The sequence below is a fragment of the Streptomyces chisholmiae genome (assembly GCF_031845445.1).
GTDB lineage: Bacteria > Actinomycetota > Actinomycetes > Streptomycetales > Streptomycetaceae > Streptomyces > Streptomyces chisholmiae.
The window spans coordinates 30,656-50,475 of record NZ_JAVREO010000014.1; the positions used below are offsets into that span (position 1 = coordinate 30,656).

At 76.6% G+C, this 19,820-nt stretch carries 15 protein-coding genes; 6 read left to right on the forward strand and 9 right to left on the reverse strand.

What is annotated here, in order from left to right; genetic code table 11:
• Window positions 1–55: 55 nt before the first annotated feature.
• Window positions 56–616, reverse strand: a complete 561-nt coding sequence (locus RM844_RS22190; RefSeq protein ID WP_311669089.1) for a hypothetical protein — start codon at window positions 614–616, stop codon at window positions 56–58.
• 195 nt (window positions 617–811) lie between these two features.
• Between RM844_RS22190 and RM844_RS22195 the strand changes: the two genes are divergently transcribed.
• The 3 genes from RM844_RS22195 to RM844_RS22205 are packed head-to-tail and all read left to right on the forward strand — an operon-like array spanning window position 812 to window position 5,719.
• Window positions 812–4,384 (forward strand): CHAT domain-containing protein, encoded by a 3,573-nt coding sequence (locus tag RM844_RS22195; RefSeq protein WP_311669090.1) that lies wholly within the window; start codon window positions 812–814, stop codon window positions 4,382–4,384.
• Window positions 4,385–4,388: 4 nt separating this feature from the next.
• Entirely contained in the window at window positions 4,389–5,078 is a 690-nt protein-coding gene (locus RM844_RS22200) for a hypothetical protein (RefSeq protein WP_311669091.1), read from the forward strand.
• Window positions 5,078–5,719: an RES family NAD+ phosphorylase gene (locus RM844_RS22205; protein ID WP_311669092.1), complete on the forward strand. Its 642-nt coding sequence runs from the start codon at window positions 5,078–5,080 to the stop codon at window positions 5,717–5,719. Before RM844_RS22200 ends, RM844_RS22205 begins: the two co-directional genes overlap by 1 nt.
• Before the next feature lie 480 nt (window positions 5,720–6,199).
• On the opposite strand, the gene RM844_RS22210 is transcribed toward RM844_RS22205, so the two are convergent.
• Window positions 6,200–7,780 carry a hypothetical protein gene (locus RM844_RS22210; RefSeq protein ID WP_311669093.1) on the reverse strand — a complete coding sequence of 527 codons (1,581 nt, stop codon included), beginning with the start codon at window positions 7,778–7,780 and terminating at the stop codon, window positions 6,200–6,202.
• Window positions 7,781–8,127: 347 nt separating this feature from the next.
• Between RM844_RS22210 and RM844_RS22215 the strand changes: the two genes are divergently transcribed.
• Window positions 8,128–8,856, forward strand: a complete 729-nt coding sequence (locus RM844_RS22215) for a 4Fe-4S single cluster domain-containing protein (protein WP_311669094.1) — start codon at window positions 8,128–8,130, stop codon at window positions 8,854–8,856.
• Here RM844_RS22215 and RM844_RS22220 read toward each other — a convergent pair.
• Window positions 8,831–9,964, reverse strand: coding sequence for a macro domain-containing protein (locus RM844_RS22220; protein ID WP_311669095.1), 1,134 nt, complete (start codon window positions 9,962–9,964; stop codon window positions 8,831–8,833). The genes RM844_RS22215 and RM844_RS22220 overlap by 26 nt on opposite strands.
• 534 nt (window positions 9,965–10,498) lie before the next feature.
• Here RM844_RS22220 and RM844_RS22225 point away from each other — a divergent pair.
• Window positions 10,499–11,326 carry a class I SAM-dependent methyltransferase gene (locus RM844_RS22225; protein WP_311669096.1) on the forward strand — a complete coding sequence of 276 codons (828 nt, stop codon included), beginning with the start codon at window positions 10,499–10,501 and terminating at the stop codon, window positions 11,324–11,326.
• 73 nt (window positions 11,327–11,399) lie between these two features.
• Window positions 11,400–12,761: a salicylate synthase gene (locus RM844_RS22230; protein WP_311669097.1), complete on the forward strand. Its 1,362-nt coding sequence runs from the start codon at window positions 11,400–11,402 to the stop codon at window positions 12,759–12,761.
• Window positions 12,762–12,785: 24 nt separating this feature from the next.
• On the opposite strand, the gene RM844_RS22235 is transcribed toward RM844_RS22230, so the two are convergent.
• The 6 genes from RM844_RS22235 to RM844_RS22260 all read right to left on the reverse strand — a co-directional run bounded on the left by RM844_RS22235 (window position 12,786) and on the right by RM844_RS22260 (window position 19,746).
• Window positions 12,786–14,318, reverse strand: coding sequence for an ABC transporter ATP-binding protein (locus RM844_RS22235; protein WP_311669098.1), 1,533 nt, complete (start codon window positions 14,316–14,318; stop codon window positions 12,786–12,788).
• Window positions 14,315–15,241 (reverse strand): ABC transporter permease, encoded by a 927-nt coding sequence (locus RM844_RS22240; protein WP_311669099.1) that lies wholly within the window; start codon window positions 15,239–15,241, stop codon window positions 14,315–14,317. Before RM844_RS22240 ends, RM844_RS22235 begins: the two co-directional genes overlap by 4 nt.
• Complete coding sequence (locus RM844_RS22245; RefSeq protein ID WP_311669100.1) at window positions 15,238–16,191, reverse strand: ABC transporter permease; 954 nt, start codon at window positions 16,189–16,191, stop codon at window positions 15,238–15,240. The genes RM844_RS22240 and RM844_RS22245 overlap by 4 nt, the downstream gene beginning before the upstream one ends.
• Window positions 16,188–17,774, reverse strand: a complete 1,587-nt coding sequence (locus RM844_RS22250; protein ID WP_311669101.1) for an ABC transporter substrate-binding protein — start codon at window positions 17,772–17,774, stop codon at window positions 16,188–16,190. Before RM844_RS22250 ends, RM844_RS22245 begins: the two co-directional genes overlap by 4 nt.
• A gap of 46 nt (window positions 17,775–17,820) precedes the next feature.
• The gene (locus RM844_RS22255; RefSeq protein ID WP_311669102.1) at window positions 17,821–18,018 is read right to left on the reverse strand and encodes a ferredoxin; all 198 of its coding nucleotides are present in this window, start codon (window positions 18,016–18,018) and stop codon (window positions 17,821–17,823) included.
• Window positions 18,019–18,093: 75 nt separating this feature from the next.
• A complete protein-coding gene (locus RM844_RS22260) occupies window positions 18,094–19,746 on the reverse strand; it encodes a (2,3-dihydroxybenzoyl)adenylate synthase (RefSeq protein ID WP_311669103.1) in 1,653 nt (550 codons plus the stop codon).
• Window positions 19,747–19,820 lie beyond the last annotated feature (74 nt).

Below are 19,820 nucleotides of genomic sequence, written 5' to 3' on the forward strand. Positions count from 1 at the left end.
TCAGCTGGTCGGTAACGTCGCGGAGTTGATCACTTCGGCACCGAATGACGGCACGTCAGCGACGGCGGAGGCCGCGAGACGGGGGGTGGTCGGGGGTCAGGTGCAGGTCGTGGCGCATCGCGGTGCGGAGGGTCGGGAGGGTGGTCTCCCAGAGGGTGGTGATCCGGGTCTGCGCGGTGGCCGGGGTCTCCCCGGGGGCGGCGGTGGCGTGGGTGAGGCGCAACAGGAGGCCGTAGGTGGCGTTGAGGTCGTGGTTGACCTCCTGGGCCGCGGCCAGGACGGCGGGCGGGGCGGTCACCTGGATCTCCGCGTAGCAGTCGGCGTGGGTGGCGCGCGCCCGGTGCAGCTCCTTGGTGGTGGCGGCGACGGCCGAGTGGTCACCGTCGGCCCGCAGGGCGTGTAACTGGTCGGTGAGGGCGGCGACATAGCGGCGGGCGGCGGTGTTGAGGGCGGTGTAGCTGGCACGGTAGGACTCGATGGAGCTGCGCCGTTCGAGGCGGGCCAGCTCCGTGGCCATGGCGCGGTGCGCCTGTCGTTGGGCCAGCAGTGCCGAGACCAGTGTCCCCAGCACGGCGACCACCGTGATCAGCAGCGAGTCGGTCGTGGTCCCGTTCACGGTCCGGGCACCTTCCGTCGTCGGTGGCGGCTGCGAGTCCAGTGAACCGTCGGGTTCCGGGCATGGACGGCCACCAACCGGGCATTGCTTGGGCGTTTTCCGTCCGATCCCGTCGTCCCACGGGTGCGGTCCGGCCGAAGTGGCCAGGATGAACGGGGAGCGGGCGCCGCGCGGCTCCCGGGGGAGGGGACACGGATGGACGCGGAGGTGGCGCGGGCCCTGGCCCGCGCCGAGCGGATGCTGCCGTCGCTGGACCCCGCGAGGCCCGCGACGGCCGCGCCGCCGGGACCGACCCACGGCCCGCCACTGGACAAGGTCATCGAGGAACTGGCCGCTTTGGAAAGGGAGTTGGGAGACGGCGCGGCCGAGGTCGCGGTGCTGCGGGCCCGGCTGGGGGCCCTGTACGGCAGGCGGTACCTGCGGGGGGAGGGGCCGTGGAGCGACCGGGAGGAGGGGATCCGGCTGCTGCGCGCCGCGCGGGCGGCGAACGGCCCCGGCGCCGTCGAGGGTCCCGAGCGACTGCGGGCGACGCTGCTGCTGGCAACCCTGCTGCTGCCGATCCCGCAGCCGGAGCGGGACGGCGGTCCGCCGTCGTTTGAGCGGATGCTGGCCTGGTCGATGGCCGAGGTGGGCCAGGAGGAGCGGCGCCAGGCCGAGTTGGCCGAGCTGGAGCCGCTGGTGGTGGAGTTGGAGGCGGCCGGGCTGCCGGAGCCGATGCATCAGGAGTTCGCCCTGTTGCGGAGCATGCTGTCCAGGGCCCGGGTCTTCCACAGCGCCGGCGATCCGTCGCCGATGGTGGGCTTTCTCCAGCAGTTGATGCGGGAGCATCCCGAGAAGAGTCGCGAGCGCGACCTGGTGGAGGCGTCTCTCGGCCTCCTCGACCTGGCCGGTCCGCTGGTTCCCCCGACGGAGTCGGCCGCACCACCGGCCGCGTCGGCCGAGGCGCCGAACGGGCCGCCCCAGGGCGAGGCGTCGGACGAGTGGACCACGGCCGTGATGGCGATGTTGGGCGAGCTGCGGGTGCCCGGCGTGGTGGGGGCGGAGCGGCTGGGGGAGCTGGTCGGGGAGCTGGTGGCCTCCTCGGGGGGCGTGGACGGGGACGGGGCCGGCGAGGCGATGCCGGACGCGGCGCTGGGTGCCGCGGGACAGGCCGTGCTCGGTACGCGTACCGGCAGTCCCGAGCTGCTTGAGGGCGCTTATCACCGGATGGGGGAGGCCGGCCAACAGGTGCCGGCGGATGGCCGGGCGGCCTGGATGCTGCGGATGGTCCTGGGGTCCCTGTTGCCCATGGTGGCGGTCAACCACGGGAATCTGCGGGACGAGGCGGAGGCGCTGCGGCTGCTCGGCTCGCTCGGACCCGAGCCGGTGCGGGACGTGCCGGCGTCGCCGGGTTCGACATCGGGTGACCAACTGGCCGTACTGGCCCGGGTGGGGGCCATCGCGCTGCGGTTGGGCAGGCTCACCTGCGAGGCCGAGGATGTGGCGGGGGTGACGGCGGCCCTGGCCGAACTGGAGGAGTTGGCCGGCCGGGTGGAGGAAGGGCAGGAGACCCACTGGGTGGTCGTGTACCACCTTGCCTTCGCCTACCTGGCGCGGGCCAGGGCCCTGGGCAGCGTCGCGGACCTGCGCGCGGGCTTGGACCGGCTGCGGGAGCTGCGGGAGCGTCCCACCGTGCCCTCGTTCATGCGCCAGCTGGTGGACACGGTGTGGCCCATGGCGCTGGCGGCCAGCGCCACCCTGGAGCGGGACCCGGAGCAGCTCCTCGACGTCGTGGCGTCCGCGCGGGCGGCGCTGACGTCCGGCGAACCTGTGGCGGTCAACGAGCGGGCGAAGGCCCGGTGGGGCATCGCGCAGGCACTGCGGACCTACCACGAGCTGACCGGCGACCGACCGCGGCTGACCGAGGCGGTCGAGGAACTGCGGGCGGCCAGGGGCGAGTTGGTCGCGGGAACGGACCGCGGAGGCGCGCGGGTGGTGCTGTGGGCGTTGGCCGAGGCGCATGCCGAGCGGCGGGAGCCGGGGGATCTGGCGGCGGCCGTCGAGGCGGGGCTGGCGGCGCTGGACGCGCTCGCCGACGATGTGTTGATGCAACTCGGCGCCGAGCACGGCCTGGAGACAGCGCGGGCCGGCGCGGAGCAGGCGTTGCGGGTGGCGGAGTGGGCCGTCGCCGAGGGAGACGTGGCGAACGCGGTGCGGGCCCTGGAGACCGGCCGGGCGTTGGTGTTGCGGGCGGCGGCGGCCTCGGCGAGCGTACCGGAGCAGCTGGCGGCGTTGGGGCTGGGGGAGTTGGCCGACGAGTGGCGGCGCGCGGTGCCCGGGGAAGCCGCCTCGGCGCCGGGCGGGTTCGAGGACGGCCCGGCCATCCCGAGCCGGCTGCGCCGGCGCGCGCTGGACGCGTTGCGGCCGGCCCGGGCCGGCCGCCGGGCGTTGCTCGCGGTGCCGGAGCTGGCCGAACTCGCCTCGGCGGTCGAGGCCTCCGGGGCCGACGCGTTGGTCTACCTGCTGCCGGGGCAGGGCGCGGCGGACGGCGCGGCGCTGGTGATCGGCCGGGGCGACGGCCCGGCGGGGGCGACGGTGCTGCCGCTGCCCGGCCTGTCGGCCGCCGGTCGGGCGCCGTTGGAGCGCTATCTCGGCGCCGCCGCCCGCCGTTCGGCCGCTGCCGGGGCCGATGGGGCCGGCGGGCGTGACGCGGCGTGGGAGGCGGCGCTCGACGAGCTGTGTGACTGGGCCGGACCGGCGGTCATGGGCCCGCTGCTGGCGCGGCTGGCGGCGGACGGGGGCACCGGCTCGCCGCCCCGGATCGTGCTGGTCCCTTGCGGGAACCTGGGCGTGGTGCCCTGGCACGCGGCTCGGGTGGCGGCGGGCTACGTCTGCCAGGTGGCCGTCGTCAGCTACGCGGCCTCCGGGGCGCAGTTCGTCACGGCCGCCGGGCGGGCGCGGCTGGCCCCCCGGGCCCGGCCGGTGCTGGTCGCCGATCCTCGCCTCGATCTGCTGTGGGCGGCCGACGAGGTGACGACATTGAGCACGAACTACTACCAACGGGCGGCGCTGTACGGGGAGTTCCTGGAGGAGCCGGCCGCCGGGGTGCGGGGTGCCGGCACGCCGGCCGAGCTGCTGGCCGAGCTGGCCGGCCGGCCGGGCGCGGAGCCCGTGTCGCTGCTGCACATCGCCTCGCACGGCGAGGCCGGCACCCGGCCCACGGTCTCGGCGCTCGCCTTGGCGGAGCCCCCGGAGCCCCCGGAGCCCCCGGACGCCTCGGAGCTTTCGGACCCCGAGGCGTCGGCGGGGCCGGACGGCGCGGCCGGGGCGCTGACCGTGGCCCGTCTGCTGGACGGGCCCGCCGACCCCGCCGCCGACGGGCCGGGGCCGCTGGTGGTGCTCAGCGCCTGCGAGACGGACCTCAGCCGCCGGGACCATGACGAGGCGCTCACCCTGACCACCGCGTTCGTGGCCCGCGGGGCGACCGACGCGGTCGGCTCCCGCTGGACCGCCGGGGACGGCGCGTCCGCGCTGCTGATGGCCGTCTTCCACCACCACCTGGCGGTCGAGGGGCTGGCCCCGGCGGACGCGTTGCGCGCCGCGCAGCTGTGGATGCTCGATCCCGCCCGCCGGCCGCCGCCGGGGCTGGTGGGGGAGCTGGCCCGGGAGGCGGCACAGCCGTCCCTAGACCGGCTGTCGGCGTGGGCGGCGTTCATCCACCAGGGCAGCCCGCGCCCCGCCACGCGGACAGCGGGGACCACCATCGACGGCACGAGGAAAGGGGAGTGAACGGGTGCACGGTGACGACCTGATCGAACTGATACGCCTTCACCACGAGCACATCAGAGACGAGTTGGAGCCCGATAAGTACAACGCGTTCCTGGCCGCGGTGGCCGCGCTGCGGCAGGCCGGCGGCGACCGGAAGGCGCGCCGCACCGCCCTGCTGCGGATCCAACGGGCACTGCTCAGCCTGCCGTTGGACAGCCCGGTGCGTCAGGCGATCAGTGAGGGAGTGCGCCTGGCGCCGGCGGTCCAGGACGTCGACCCGGCGCGGGTGGCGGAGCTGCTGCGGCTGCTGGAGCCGGATCAACCGCGCGACGAGGACGGCCTGTTCCTGGATGGCGACGCGGCCGAGTCGGCCGCCACCCGGGAGATTCTGCGGGCGGCGCGCCGTCGGCTGCTGGCCGTGCCGGCTCGCCCGGCCGACCAGCTGGTCTCCGGCGCGGCCGAGGGCCTGATCGGGCTGCCCGACCCCGAACGGGGCGCCCGTTACCCGGAGTTCCAGTTCGCCCCGGACGGCGGCCCGTGGGCCGTGGTCACCCGGATCAACGCCCTGCTGCTGGCCGACCAGGACCCGTGGGGCGCGGCCGACTGGTGGCTGGGCGGGAACGGTTGGCTGGCCGGCGTGCCCGCCGAGCTGATCGGCGAGGTCCCGGACACGCTGCTGGTCGAGGCGGCCCGCGCGCTGGTGGAGGGGGACTGATGCCGGAGTACGCGCCGCCGCAGGGGCTCACCCCGCGACTGACCACGCTCACCGCCGGGACGGCGCTGTGGCGCTGCCACCGCACCCGGTACGAGGCCACCGGCTTCAACCCGGTCGCCGCGCACACCCACTTCGGGGGCAACCGCTTCGACGGCACCACCGACGACCCCTACCCCTACCTCTACGCGGCGGAGGGGCCGGCCACCGCGCTGGCCGAAGTGTTCCTGCGTTCCCGGGAGTTCGGGCCGCACGGCGAGCGGCTGATCCCCCGGGCGCAGGCCGACCGCTACACCGTGACGCGGCTGGTCACCACGGCGCCGCTGGAGCTGATCCAGCTGGTCAGCGAGGAGGACCTGGCCGCCATCCAGCAGGACGTGTGGCTGCTGGAGGCGGAGGGTGCCGGATCGCCGCAGACCCGGTACTGGGCGCAGGCCCTGCGTCGGGACGTGCGTGCCGCGCAGGGGATGGTGTGGCAGTCCCGCCGCCGCAGGTCGGGGCTGGCGTACGTGCTCTTCGGTGACCGTTGTGCGGAGAGCGCGCTCAAGGCGGATCCGATGGAGCGCCACGACCTGTCCACGCCGGCCGGCCGCCGCTGGGCCAACCAGTGGCTGGCCCCGCTGCGGGCCGCCATCCACCCGTAGCGGGCGGCCGGGCCCACGCCCCGGCCGTCGGGGTGGCCACGAACCCCCGACGGCCGGTGTCGTCCCGACCGGGGCCCGAGCCGGCTGCCGAGACGGGGACGCAGGGCGGGTGCGGGGGCGGCGGGCCGGTCGGCCGGCGTGGCAGGGGGACTTCAGGCTGACGTCGCTCCGAGGGGAGCCGGTCCTGGGCTCGCCGCGCCGGCGCGGCTGCGGCTGCGCACGGTCGGCGTCGGGTGGCGCGGTGTCGGGGCGCCCGCTGGGACGTCCGCTGGGACGTCCGGGGGCGTCGTGGCCGCCGTGGCGCGGGCGGGCCGGTGGTGTGGCCGCGGCCCTGGCGGTTCGCGCCGTGCGGGCACGCACCGGGCGCGGATGGCAGGGGGTGCCCTCCGGTTCCCCGGCGCGGCGAGACGGGGACCCGGAGGTGCGTCACCTGGCGCCGGTCCCCGGGGAACGGTCTCCCGGGGGCGGTCTCTGGCCGGGTCACCCGCAGTCGTCGCCTCGGGACCGGGGGTGCCGCCGGGCCAGCGGGGCCGGCCGGTCGGCACGGGCCCGGCGGGGTGGTTCGGGGCGGTGGCCGCGGGCGCCCGGGTGGCGGGTGCCGGCGACCGGCCGGTCCTCGCCGAAGCCGGCGTCCAGCGGCAGGCCGGCCGCCGCGGCGGCGTCCACCAGTCGGGACAGGTGGGCGCCGGCCTCCTGGCAGCGGACGTGGTCGAGCGCGTGCGCCGCGTCCGTGTCCTCGTGTGGGCCCCTGATCCGGTGCATGGTCAGCAGCCGCACCACGCCGGCCGGGTCGACCACCAGGCGCAGCCAGTGCTCGTCGCCCCAGCCGGCTGGTGCCCACTCCAGGTGCTGGATGCCCAGCGCGACCTGAGTGACCGTCAGCTCGCCGGTCTCGCGGGCCCGCGCGGCCAGGGTGCGGCGGATGAGCTGGGTGACATAGAGCCGTCCCAGCGCGGCCTCCCGCTCGGCGACGCGGCCGGCGACCTCGGCGCGCTGCCGTGGGGTCACCGGGCCGCCGTGCGTCAACACGGTCTCCAACAGCGCGAGTTCGGCTGCGGGGGTGGACGGCGCGGAGTCGTCGGGTGGCATGGGCCATGGCGTCCGCAGCACCCGGAGTTGTTGGGCCGCCCACTCGGCGGTCTCCCGCCGGTCGGCGGCGCGCCAGTTCGCGGCGAACGCCAGGTCCCTGGCCTCGGCCAGGCGGTGGGTCGCCGCGACCGGCCGGCTGGAAGCCAGCTCGACGGCATGCCCGATCACCGTCTCGATGCGGGTGAACTCGACCGCCCGCACGTTCAGTTCGAGGCCGGCGAGCAGTTCGGCACCCAGCTCGGTGACGCTCTCGGCCGTCACCGCGGTGCCGTCCGGCAGCGCCGACGGGCACGGCGGCAGCGCGGCGGCGGCCGCGGCCTCGTCGTCGGCGGCGGCGTAGCCGGCCAACGCGCGGGCGCGCCGGTCCCGCAGCGCGGCCGCGCCCGTGGGGTCGGGCGCGGCCGGGGCGGCGGACAGCGTCCGGCGGGCGAACTCGGCCTCGGCGGCCCGCACCGCCCGGTCGGTCGCCGCCAGCCACGCGTGCACCTGGGGCAGCCGCAGGCCGGTGGGGTCCAGGGCCGCCGGGAGCGGGGGTCCACCGGGACCCGCCGGCGCCGGCCCGTCGCCACCCGGCGCGGGGGAGTCGGGCTCGTCGCCCGGCGAGGCGGCGGCGGACCTGGCCCTGAGGGTGTCGATCCGGGCGTTGGCCCGCGCCACGGCGAAGAGGGCGTCCCGCCACAACTCCTCGGCACGGCCGGCCTGTTCCGAGTCCTGGGCCTCGGTGGCCCGCGCGGCGGCGTCGGCGAGTGACTGGGGGCCCGCCATGGCGGCCCGGGCCGCCAGCAGCGCGCCGCTGAGCGCGCCCAGCCCCAGCAGCGTGGCCCCGGCCAGCTCGACGAGGTGGTCGGCGATGACCTGGCCGACCTCACCGGTGGTCGGCAGCTCGTCGGGCGGTGCGTCGCGGGGCGGCGGCGGATAGTCCACGTCGGGCACCACGTAGCTGATGTCGGGCAGGGCGAGGCCGAAGCTCATCGGGTCCTCCCGGGCGCGGCGGCGGACGGGACGCGGCGGCGGGTTGGCGGGCCGATGGCCGGGACCGTGCGGTGGTCGGCGAACGGCGGCCGCGGCGGATCGCGCCGCTCGGCGGCCCCGGCCGGCCCGGCTCCCGCGCCCCGGGCGTCGCCGGCATCCGGTGACGGCTCGTGTTCCGTTTCTGTGGGATCGGTCATGCGGCCCCTCCCTCAAACCCCTGTCGCACGGCAGGGGAAGGGCAGCGTAACGAGAACGCGGGGGCGCCCCCGGGGGCATTCCCGGGCGTTATCCGGCGGAGTTCCGGGGGGCCCGGATGAAAGTGGAGTGGGCGCGGAAGAGTGACCGGCATGAGAGCCGACCGAGACGACGGAACGGGCCTGCGGGTGCGGGTCAGCGGCAGCCACTTCCCGGTGACGGTGCTGGGTCCTGGTCGGCGGCTGGGGATCTGGCTCCAGGGCTGCCCGTTGGCGTGTGCCGGGTGCGTCTCCCGCCACACCTGGGACCCGACGGGTGGTCACGACACCACGGTGGGGGCGCTCCTGGAGCTCTGGCGGGCCGCGCTCGCCGCCGGGGCCGAGGGGCTGACGGTCAGCGGCGGTGAGCCGCTCGCCCAACCCGAGGCGCTGACGGCTCTGTTGGCGGGTGCCGCGCGGGAGCGCGGCGCGGTCCCGGCCGACCTGCTGCTCTACACCGGCTACAGCACCGTGGAGGTGGTGGCGGACCAGGCCAGGCTGGGGGCCGTGCGGCACGCCGACGCGCTGGTCAGCGGCCGCTATGTGGCGGTCAGGCCCACCGACCTGGTCTGGCGCGGCTCGGCGAACCAACGGCTGGTGCCGCGAACGGCGTTGGGCACCGCCAGGTATGGCCCGCACCTGACCCGTCGGGCCACTGACCCCACCCTCCAGGCCGTCGGGCTGGGGTCGGCGGTCGCCCTCCTCGGGGTGCCGCGCCCCGGCGAACTGGCCGAGCTGGAGGCCGGTTTGAGCGCCGCCGGCACGGTACTGACCGAGGCGAGCTGGCGCGCCGGGGAAGCGGTGGCCGGGCGCCGGCCTACTCCTCGGGACCGAGGTCGGTGATCCCCTCGGCGGTGGCCCGGTCCCGCACCACCAGGTGCACCGTCCAACTCGGGTCGCGGGTCAGCTCCTCGTGGACCGCCCAGCCGATCCAGCTGGCACTGGTCTCCACCGAGACCCCGCCCCGGCCCGACCCCATCAGCGGGAAGCAGATCGACGTCAACGGCGGGTCGAACCGGCCGCGTTCGGCCCGGGCGAGGGCGAACGCCTCCCGGACCGCGCGGGCGATGTCGTCCGGCGCCACCTGGTAGCCCTCCCGGTCGAGCAGCGGGACGGCCACCGCCGCGTGGTAGATCCGGCGCACGCCCTGCTGGGCCATCGCCCCGGACGAGGTGGGGGCCACGGTGCCCGGTCGTACCGGCAGCCCCGGGCGGCCGTTCTGCCGGAGCCACGCGCTCAGTTCGCGGGCGAGCACGTCGTCCACGATCTCGCCCGAGGCGTTCCGGACGGCGCAGGTGCGGCGCAGGGTGCCCGAGAAGGTGGGCCAGAACGTCTTGGACATCTCCAGGTAGACGTTCTCCGACGAGACGATGACGTCCACGTCGCGCAGCAGGTCCACCGGCGAGACGTGCAGCACGAACTCGGCGGGCGCGTCCACCACCGTGGTGCGGTAGCTGAACGGTGGCGCGGTCGACTCCCGGCCCGACCGTGCCGCGGCCGGCCGGGACCCGCCGGGCGCCGGCGCCGCGTCGGCGAACCGCCGCCGGTACTCCCGGCACAGCGTGAGCACCGCCTCCGCCAACTGGTCGAAGACCTGCACCTCCTGCCGCTTGCGGAACGTCTCGGTGCTGACCCGGTACACCTCGGCGGCGGCCTTCCGCCGGTCGTAGGCGGTCGCCCCGCGGTAGCCGGGGACCAGACCGAACGTCCGCGCCGCCGCCCGCCCCAGGGTGTCGTGCTCGCCCAGGCGCCGGGTCGCCTGCCGGAGCAACGTCTCGACGCCGGCCGGCAGATCGTCCGGGCCGGTGGACAGCCCGCACACCTCGGTCGAGGCGCGCAGCGCCGGCAGCGACAGGCTGCGCAGGCCCGCGAGCCCGGGACGTCTCAACGCCCGGAGATCCGCGACCAGTTCGACGTGGGTGGGGGGAGGGGACACTGTTTCCTGACCCATGGGTACAACATAGAGCCTGCGCCCACTCCGGGAGGAGAGCGCCGGCGCGCGATCCGGTGCCGGCCTCCCGCGTGCGCCCGGGCGCGCGGCCCGGGATATCGCCGCCGCGGCCCCTTTTCCGGGCGCACACCGGTCGATTGCCAGGCTCGTTCCGTGCTCCGCTCGCCGGCCCGCGTAATGGTGCGGGAAAAACGCTAGCGTGGCCGGCGATTCCCCTCGATATCCGTTCACCGGAGATTTATGGCCGGCGTGACAGCGGAATGGGGACGGGGTTCGTCACGAGCGGCGCGGAGTCCGCGGACCGGGGGTGGGGCGCGCCGGGCGCACGGGGGGCGCCCGGCGCGCGCCGGGGTCGGCCCCGTTCGGCCGGCCGGCCCGGTACCCCCGACCCCGCCCGCCCGGCGACGAGGCAGCCCGCTTATTGAAAACGATTGCCGTTTGCGTATAGTGGTGCCGGCGGTGCGCGGCCCGTTCGCCCCCGGTGGGCGGACGCCCGACAGGACCCGTCACCGGCACCGAGACACGGAGACCGCGATGAGCCAGCACCGACCCGCCCTGGGGGCCGTCCAGGAGACCCTGTTGATCCCGCTCTACGGGCGCGCGGTCGAACACCGCGCGGCGGAGCCGGCGTTGCGCGACCCGCGCGCCGTGCAGCTGGTCGAGGCGATGGACTACGACTTCAGCCGCTTCGCCGAACTGCCCAGCCTCACCGGCTCGGTGCTGCGCACCGTCCTCTTCGACCACTGGACGCGGGACTTCCTGGCCCGCCACCCGAACGGCACCGTGGTGGAGATCGGCACCGGCCTGAACACCCGCTACGAGCGTACCGACAACGGCCGGGCCCGCTGGTTCGACCTGGACCTGCCCGATGTCATCGCGCTACGCCGGGAGTTCTTCGCCGACACCCCGCGCCGCACCATGCTGGCCGGCTCGGTGACCGAGGACGGCTGGCTCGCCGAGATCCGCCAACAGCCGCAGCGGCCCGTGCTGTTCAGCGCCGAGGCGGTGCTGCCCTTCCTCTCGGCCGAGCAGGTGCGCGGCGTGGTCGAGCGGATCGCCCGCGCATTCCCCGGCTGTTGGCTCGCGCTGGACAGCAACAGCCCGGAGCTGGTCGCCGCCCAGGACCAGCACGACGCGCTCAGCAAGGTCGCGGCCCGGCTGCGGTGGGCCTGCCCCGACATCGACGGCGTCGCCGACTGGGTGCCCGGCAGCCGGGTCATCGGCTCGCACACCCTGACCTCGCTGCCCGCCCCGGTGTACCGGGGGTTGCCGGCCGCCCACCGCCGGCTGCTCGACGACCTCGCGACCCGCCGCCTCCCGCAGGTGACGGGGTACCGCATGCACCTGCTGCGACTGCCCTGACCCCGGGCCGGGTCCGACCCCGGGACCGCCCCGCCATCCCCGTCCGGTCCGCTGTGAAGGTGAGACGACCCCCGTGAACCACCCCCCGAGCCAGGTCGAGCACGCGACGGCGCTCGCCCCCGTCGCCGACCCGCTGGCCACCGCCGTGGCGCTCGCCGCCACCTCGCGCGACCCCTACCTGCTCTACGAGCACCAGGGCCGCGTCTCCTTCGCCGAGGGCGAGGCCGGCGTCGCCGAACTCGGCCCCGCCGGGGCCTCGTTGACCCTCGACGGGGTGCGCCGCCAACTGCCGGCCGACGAGCCGCCGTTGACCGCCCTGGGGCGGGCCGTCGACGCCCTGCCCGGGTGCCGGGCGCACGGGTGGGCCAGCTGGGAGCTGAGCCGGCTGCTGCACGGCACCGGCCCGGTGACCCAGCCCGTGCTGCGGCTGGCGCTGCCCCGCCGGGAGGTGCGCTTCGCGCCGGACGGCGCCGTCCGGCTGCGGGCCGAGTCCGCCGAGGCGCTGGCCGCGCTCACCGCCAGGGTGCGCGCGGCCGAGGCCACCGCGACCGCCGCGGACACGGTCGCCCGCCACCGCGATCGGGTGACGGCCGACCTGGACCAGCACGGGGCGGATTCGTACCGGCGGACGGTCGCCGCGGCGATCCGCGACATCAGGGCCGGCCGGCTGGAGAAGGTCATCGTCTCCCGCCGGGTGCCGGTGCCGGCCGACATCGACCTGCCCGCCAGCTACCTGGTCGGCCGCCGGGCCAACGACGCGGCGCGCTCCTTCCTGCTCCGCTCGGGCGGCTGGGAGCTGGCCGGCTTCAGCCCCGAGATCGTCACCCAGGTCACCGCCGACGGCACCGTCCGTGCCCAACCCCTCGCCGGCACCCGGGCGTTGGCCGGCGACTTGGTCGGCGACCTGGCCCGCCGCGCCGAGCTGTACCGGGACGCCAAGGAGGTCTACGAGCACGCCGTCTCGGTGCGGCTGGCCGCCGAGGAGCTGCGGCACGTCTGCGCCCCGGACACGGTCCGGATCGACGACTTCATGTCGGTCAGCGAACGCGGCAGCGTGCAGCACCTGGCCTCCCGGCTCTCCGGCCGGCTCGCCGAGCGGGCCACCCGCTGGGACGCGCTGGCCGCGCTCTTCCCTGCCGTCACCGCGTCCGGCATCCCCAAACGGGCCGCCTACGACTGGATAGCCGAGCACGAGAGCACCGAACGCGGCCTCTACAGCGGGGCGGTGCTCACCCTGGACGGCGACGGCTCGCTGGACGCGGCGCTGGTGCTGCGCAGCGTCTACCGGCGGGACGGCCGCACCTGGCTGCGGGCCGGCGCCGGCGTGGTCGCGCAGTCCGACCCGGAGCGGGAGTTGGAGGAGACCAGGGAGAAGCTGCGCGGTGTGGGCCGCTGCCTGGTCCCGGCCACCCTCCCGGAACCGGTCGTCTCCTAGAACTGCCGCCCGGCGGGCGGGACGTTACGGCGTCGGCCGGCCGGCGCTGAGGGTGACCACCCGGTCGGCGTGCGCGCGGGCCGCCGGGTCGTGGGTGATCAGCACGACGGCGAGCCCCCAGGTGTGCCGCAGCTCGGCCAGCAGGTCCAGCACCGCGTCCCGGGTCTCCGGGTCCAGGGCCGAGGTCACCTCGTCGCAGACCAGCACCCGGGGGCCGGCCGCCAACGCCCGGGCCAGGCTGACCCGTTGCCGTTCCCCACCGGAGAGTTCGCCGGGCAGCCGGTCCAGCAGCGTCGGTGCCAGGCGCACCCGGTCCAGCAGGGTGGCCAACGACGGGCCCGCGGTCGCCCCGGGGCCGGCGTCCCGGCGGGCGGCCAGCGGCCGGGCCAGCGCGCCGCGCACCGTCTCCCGCGGGTTGAGCGCCCCCACCGAGTCCTGGGCGACCAGTTGGAGCGCGCGTCGCTGCTCCGGGGTGCGCCTCCGGAAGTCCGCCGGCACGCTCTCCCCGGCCAGCCGCAGCTCCCCCGTCCACTGCCGGTGCAGCCCCAACAGGCAGTGCGCCACGGTGCTCTTGCCCGCGCCGGACGGCCCGACCAGCGCCGTGCAGCCGCCGGCCGGCACGCTGAGCGAGACGCCCTCGACGGTGACCCGCCGGCCGTGGCCGGCCGTGAGCCCCCGTAGCTCCAGCACCGCCGGCCCCGGCGCGCGCGGGGCGCCGGCCGACGGCACGGTGGGTGCGGGTGCGGGTGCGGGTGCGGGTGCGGGTGCGATGGTGCTGGGCGCCGGGACGGGGCGGCCGGCCGCCAGGTGCAGGGTCCGGTCGGCGAGCGCCGCCGTGAGCCCCCGGTCGTGGCTGATCAGCAGCACCGCGCCGCCCGCCCGCCGGTGCCGGGCCCGCAGCCGGTCCGCCAGGTCAGCGGCGAGCGCCGGGTCCAGGCCGCTGGTCGGCTCGTCGAGGACGAGCAGCGCCGGGTCCCCGATGGTGGCCAGTGCCAGCGCCACCCGCTGCGCCTGGCCGCCCGAGATCTGGTGCGGGTAGCGCCGCAGGAACGCCCGCTCGGTGGGCAGCCGCAGCTCGGCCAGCGCGGCCTCGATCCGCCCGGCCCGCGCCGCGCGGCCCACCGTGCGCGCCGCGGCCTCGTGCAGCAGGCCGCCCAGCCGGCGCGCCGGGTGCAGCGCGGCCGCCGGGTCCTGCCCGAGGAAGGACACCACCCGGCCGCGCAGCCGCGCCCGGCCGTCGGCGGTGAACGGGTCGAGCCCGGCCACCCGCACCGTCCCGGAGCGCGGCACCAGCCCGCCGCGCGCCCGCCCCAGCAGGCTCAGCGCGACCGTCGTCTTGCCGGACCCCGACCGGCCGACCAGGGCCAGCGTCTCGCCGGCCCGCAGGGTGAGGCTGACCCCGTCCACCACCGGCGGCCCGCCGGCCGCCGGCCCCACCACCAGCCGGTCCAGCACGGCCAGCGGCCGCCCCGCGCCCGGCGGGGCGGCCGGCCCGGCGACGGAGTCGATACCTGAGTCGGCGTCGGCGAGGCGGCCGGGCCGCGGTTCGGGGGTCAACGGTCGCTCCAGGCGGGTTCGGGGCCGACGCGCCGTTCGGCGAGGCGGTCGGCGAGCAGGTTCACCGCGACCGCGAACGCCGCCAGCAGCGCCGTGGGCAGCAGGACGGGCAGGGGGTTGAGTGTGGTGCCGGCGAGGTTCTCCCGGATCATCCGCCCCCAGTTGGCGGCTGGCGCGCCCTGGCCCAGGCCGAGGAAGCCGGCGGTGGCGGTCAGGTGGACGGCCGCGACGAACCGGGTGCCGGCGTCCGCCAGCACCGTGCCGGCGATGTTCGGCAGCACGTCGTGCCGGACCACCCCGGCCCAGCCGTCGCCGCGCGCCCGGGCGGTGAGCAGGTACCCGGTCGCGGCGACCTGCCGGGTCGCGGCCCGGACCACCCGCAGCGAGAACGGCGCGGTGGCCAGCGCCACGGCCAGCAGCACCGCCGCGTCGCTGTCGGGGGCGCCGGCGGCGAGCAGCAGCAACAGCAGCAGCGAGGGGAACACGGCCAGCAGGTCCACGCCGCGCATCAGCAGCTCACCGGCGCGCTCCGCGACCAGCCCGAGCCACACCCCGCCGACCGTGCCCACCAGGGTGGCCAGCGCGGTGGCCCCGACGGCCGGCGCCAGCACCGCCCAACCGCCGTGCAGCAGCCGGGCGGTGAGGTCGCGGCCGAGGAAGTCGGTGCCCAGCGGCAGGCCGGGCCCCGGCGGCGCGAACGGGACGCCGACCCGCGCGGTGGGGGAGCCGCCGGCCAGCGCCGGACCGAGCAGCGCGAGGCCGAGCACCAGCAGGGCCAGGCCCAGGCAGCACCAGCCAACGACGCCGAACCGCCGCGCGGGCCGCGCCCCGGCCGGGACGCGGACGCCGACCGGGCCTCGGGAGCACCCCGGGAACGTGCGCCCCGACCGCTCGGCGCCGCCGCGCCTCCGACGCCGGCTCACGGTCGGCTCCCGCGGCGCGGGTCGAGCGCCCGGGCCGCGACATCGGCCAGCAGCACGGCGACCAGGGTGCAGGCGCACAGCACCAGGGCGATCCCCTGGACCAGGGGGATGTCCCGGTGCGCCACGGCCTGTTGCAGCTCGAGCCCGATGCCCGGATAGCCGAACACCGTCTCCACCACGATGGCGCCCCCGACCAGCGCCCCCGTCACCAGGCCGAAGGCCTGCACGGCCGGCGCCAGGGCGCCGGGCAGCACATGGCGGGCCGCCAGCCGCGCCCCGCTGACCCCGCGCAGCCGGGCGGCCTCCACCCAGGGGGCGGCGGCCACCTCGGCGGCGGCCGCCCGCACCAGCCGGGTGCCCACGGCGACGCCGGAGGCCGCCAGCGTCAGCACGGGCAGCACCAGGATCTCCGGCGTCGCCAACGGGCCGCCGCCCAGCGGCACCAGGGAGACCCGTGGGAACAGCCCGGCCTCCGCGGCCAGCAGCCACAGCAGCACGGTGGCCAGCACGAACTCCGGCAGCCCAGCGACCAGCAGCACCCCGGCCGACACGGCGCGGTCGGCGCGCCGACCGGCCCGCCCGCCGGCCAGCAGCCCGAGGAGCAGGGAGACCGGGACGGTCACCAGCAACGCGAGTCCGGCCAGCAGCAGGCTGTGCGGCAGCCGGTCGGCGATCAGCTCGGCGACCGGCCTGGCCCCGGTGTAGCCGGTGCCCAGGTCCCCGCGCAGCGCGCCGCCCAGCCACTCCAGGTAGCGGGTCAGCACGTCCCGGTCCAGCCCCAACTCGGCGCGCACGGCGGCGCGTTCCGCCTCGGTGGCGGACGGTCCGGCGACCGCGCTGACCGCGTCGCCCGGCAGCAGCTCCGTGGCCCAGAAGACGAGCGTCGAGAGGGCCGCCAGGGTGAGCGCCAGCGCGACCGCCCGCCGCAGCAGGAACGCGCCCCAGCTCACGACAGGGTGGCCCGGCTGAACCCGGGGAACTGCGCGAACAGGTCGTCGGCCACGCCGGCCACGCCCGGCACGTGTGCCGTGGTGAACGGCTTGAAGACGGGGGCGATGGTGTTGCCCTCCTCCCACAGCACCCGCTGGGCGGCCAGTCCCGCCTCGGCGGACTCCGCCCCCGAGGTGCCGCGCGCGGTGGCGACCAGCTCGTCCACGTCCGGCCGGTCCCAGCCGAGCGCCGCCGGGTTCTGCCCGCCGTAGGACATCTGGTAGAGCGGCAGCGCCGGGGTGGGGACGGAGTAGCTGGCCGCCAGCGGCAGCCGGGCGTAGGCCGGGTAGTCGGCGAACAGCTGCCCGGCCGGCAGCTCCTCAAGCCGGGCGTCCACGCCCACCGCGACCAGGTTCTCCACGTAGAGCGTGGCGACCTCCACCATGCCCGGCGTCTCGGGTCCGGTGGTGAGGGTGACGCGCATGCCGTCGGCGCCCGCCTCCCGCAGCAGCCGCCTGGCCTGGTCCGGGTCGAACGCGCGCTGCTCGATCTGGGCCGCGTAGTCGGGGAAGCCGGGCGACAGCAGGTCGTTGCCGACGGTGGCGTCGCCGAAGAACACCGAGTCGACCATCGCCTGCCGGTCGGCGGCCAACTTGAACGCGGTCCGCACCCGGTTGTCCTGGAACGGCTCGTGCGCCAGGTTCATCCGGAAGAACAGGCCGGAGACGTAGGGCGGTTCGGTGCTGGTCACGGTGAAGCGGGCGTCCTCGCGCAGCGTCCTGGCGGTCACCGGCGACAGGTCGTGCGCGAAGTCGACCTGGCCGCCGGTGAGGGCGCCGGCCCGGGCCTCGCTGTCCGGCAGGGAACGCAGCTCCAGGCCGTCCAGGTAGGGCGCGTCGGCCGGCTCCTGGTGGCTGAACTCCTCGTTGCGCTCCAGCAGGCAGCCCTCGCCCGGCGCGAACTCCACCAGCCGGAACGGGCCCGAGGTGGCGACGTTGGGCGAGAAGTCGCTGTTCTCCTTCACCACCAGGTAGTTGCCCTGGCACAGCAGCAGCCGGCCGTCGGCGACGGGCGCCAGGGTGGGCAGCACCAGCGTGTGGTCGTCCTCGACCCGCGCGCCGGCGAAGTCGAAGGTGCTGGCCGGGTTCTTGTAGACCGGCAGCGAGGCCGGGTCGTCGGCGGGGGAGCTGAGCGACCACAGCACGTCCCGCACGGTCAGCGCCGAGCCGTCGCCGAAGGTCAGGCCGCGGCGCAACCGCAGGGTGTAGGCGCGCAGTTCGGCGTCGACCTCGATGGCCTCCAGCACCCCGTAGCGGACCCCGTCGGGCGCCGTCGGGTCGAGGTCGCCGAGGGTGGCGTGCAGGGCTCGGGCCCGGACCATGTCCAGCGCGGTGCCGCCGACGAAGTGGTTGAGCGTCTCGCCGGCGCCCGCGCCGGCGAACGCGGCGCGCAGCGTGCCGCCGCGCCGGGGCGTGCCGCCGGCGGCGGGCGCCTGGGCGCGGTCGTTCGAGCCGCAGCCGGTCAGCAGGGCGGTGCCGGCGACGGCGGTGGCGGCGGTCAGCAGTCCGGTGCGCAGCAGGGTGCGTCTGGTCAGGGGCTCCATGGCTCTCCGTAGGTTGTGGGGCGGCAGGGGGTGTGGGCGCGGGGGTTCAGGGCTCCCGCAGGGTGATCGCGCCGGCCGGGCAGCGGTCGGCCGCCTCCCGGACCTCGGCGGTCTCGGCCGGTCCCGGCTCGGTGCGGCGCAGCACGACCAGCCCGTCGTCCTCGCCCTGGTCGAAGAACCGGCCGGCGGTGAGCACGCACTGGCCGGCCCCGACACAGACCTCGGGGCGCACTTCGATGCGCACGGCCTCTCTCCTTCGGCTCCGCCGCCGGACACCGGCCGGCGAACAAGTGGGTAGGAACGCTGAGTTGACGATCCGTCAGGGGCGTGCGCGGAGTGCCTTCTTGTCGATCTTGCCGACGGGCGTCAGCGGCAGTTCGGGCACGGCCTCGACCCGGTCGGGCGCCTTGTAGCCGGCCAGGCCCCGCGCGCGAAGGAAGGCGGCCAGCTCCCGGGCGGTGGGTGGCGGACCGGTGCAGACCAGGAACGCGACGGAGCGTTCGCCGAGCGCCGGGTCGGGGGCGGCCACCACGGCCGCGGCGGTGACCGCCGGGTGGGCCAGCAGGTGTTCCTCGACCTCGGTGGCGTCGATCTTCTCGCCGCCCCGGTTGATCTGGTCCTTGACCCGGCCCACCACCCGCAGGTGGCCGCTGGGCAGCCGGCGGACCAGGTCGCCGGTGCGGTAGTGGCCGTCCGGGGTGAAGTGGGTGTCCGCGTGGCCGGGCGAGCGGTAGTAGCCGCGCAGGGTGTAGGGGCCCCGGGTCAGCAGCTCGCCGACCTCGCCGTCGGGCACCGGCCGGCCCGCCCGGTCCACCACGAGCACCTCGTCCGCCGGCGAGATCGGCCGGCCCTGGGTGGTGTGGACGAGTGCGTCGGGGTCGTCGAGCCTGGTCAGGTTGAGCAGGCCCTCGGCCATGCCGAACACCTGCTGGAGGCGGCAGCCCAGCTCCGGTTCGATCCGGCGGGCCAGCTCGTCCGGCAGCCGCGCGGCGCCGACCTGGAGCACCCGCAGGCTGGACAGGTCCGGCCGGCTCTCCCGGCACTCGGCCAGCCAGTGCGGCACGAGCGGCGGGTTGACGGCGGTGATGGTCACCCGTTCCCGCGCGATCAGCTCGAAGGCGGTGACCGGGCTGGGGTTGGGGGCGAGGACGACGGTGCCGCCGGCGTGCAGGGTGCCGAGGATGCCGGGGCAGCTGAGGGTGAAGTTGAAGGCGGCCGGCAGCACCGCCAGGTAGACGCTGTCCGGGCCGAGCCCGCAGATCTCGGCCGCCGCGCGGGCGTTGTAGGCGTAGTCCCGGTGGGTGCGCGGGATCAGCTTGGGGGTGCCGGTGGTGCCGCCGGAGAGCAGCAGCAGGGCCAGGTCGCCAGCGTCGGGGCCCGGGTCGGCGGCCGGCGAACTCGGGCTCTCCGGGGCCGGGTTGGCGTGTCGGAGGTCGGCGAAGGAGACGGCGTCCCGGTGGTCGCCGCGTTCGCCGACCACGATGACCTGCCGGACGGCGTTCGCCGCCTGCCGGATCTCGGCGGCCAACTCCCGGTGGTCGAAGCGGGCGTGCCGGTCCGGCACCACGTAGGCGACCGCGTCGGTCAGCCGGGCGAGGTGGCTGATCTCGGACCGGCGGTGCCCGGGCATGGCGTGGATCGGCACGGCGCCCAGGCGTTGCAGCGCGAACCAGACCAGCACGAACTCGGCGATGTTGGGGAGTTGGACGATGACCCGGTCGCCGCGGGTCAGCCCCAGGCCGCGCAGCGCCCGGCTGATCCGGTCGGTCTCCGCCGCCAACGCGGCGTAGGACCAGCGGCGTTCGCCGTCGACCAGGGCGGTGTGCGTGGGGCGCAGCGCGGCCTGCCGGCGGGGGATGTCGCCGAGTGGCTCGTCACCCCAGTAGCCGGCGGAGCGGTAGCGGGCGGCGGCCTCGGGCGGCCACCTAAGCCAGTCCGGCGCGGTGCGGCCGGCCGTGGGTGTGTTGTCCATCCTGTGGCTCCTCCCACCGCGCTCCGCGGGAACGTTGGCGCGGGTCCGCTCGTCTTCCCGAGCAGCTCTTGAAC

Bases quoted from the DNA above. Each gene is read 5' to 3' on its own strand.
- RM844_RS22210 (WP_311669093.1), bottom strand. From the start codon at position 7,780: ATGAGCTTCGGCCTCGCCCTGCCCGACATCAGCTACGTGGTGCCCGAC.
- RM844_RS22260 (WP_311669103.1), bottom strand. From the start codon at position 19,746: ATGGACAACACACCCACGGCCGGCCGCACCGCGCCGGACTGGCTTAGG.
- RM844_RS22225 (WP_311669096.1), top strand. From the start codon at position 10,499: ATGAGCCAGCACCGACCCGCCCTGGGGGCCGTCCAGGAGACCCTGTTG.
- RM844_RS22195 (WP_311669090.1), top strand. From the start codon at position 812: ATGGACGCGGAGGTGGCGCGGGCCCTGGCCCGCGCCGAGCGGATGCTG.
- RM844_RS22220 (WP_311669095.1), bottom strand. From the start codon at position 9,964: ATGGGTCAGGAAACAGTGTCCCCTCCCCCCACCCACGTCGAACTGGTC.
- RM844_RS22250 (WP_311669101.1), bottom strand. From the start codon at position 17,774: ATGGAGCCCCTGACCAGACGCACCCTGCTGCGCACCGGACTGCTGACC.
- RM844_RS22215 (WP_311669094.1), top strand. From the start codon at position 8,128: ATGAGAGCCGACCGAGACGACGGAACGGGCCTGCGGGTGCGGGTCAGC.
- RM844_RS22205 (WP_311669092.1), top strand. From the start codon at position 5,078: ATGCCGGAGTACGCGCCGCCGCAGGGGCTCACCCCGCGACTGACCACG.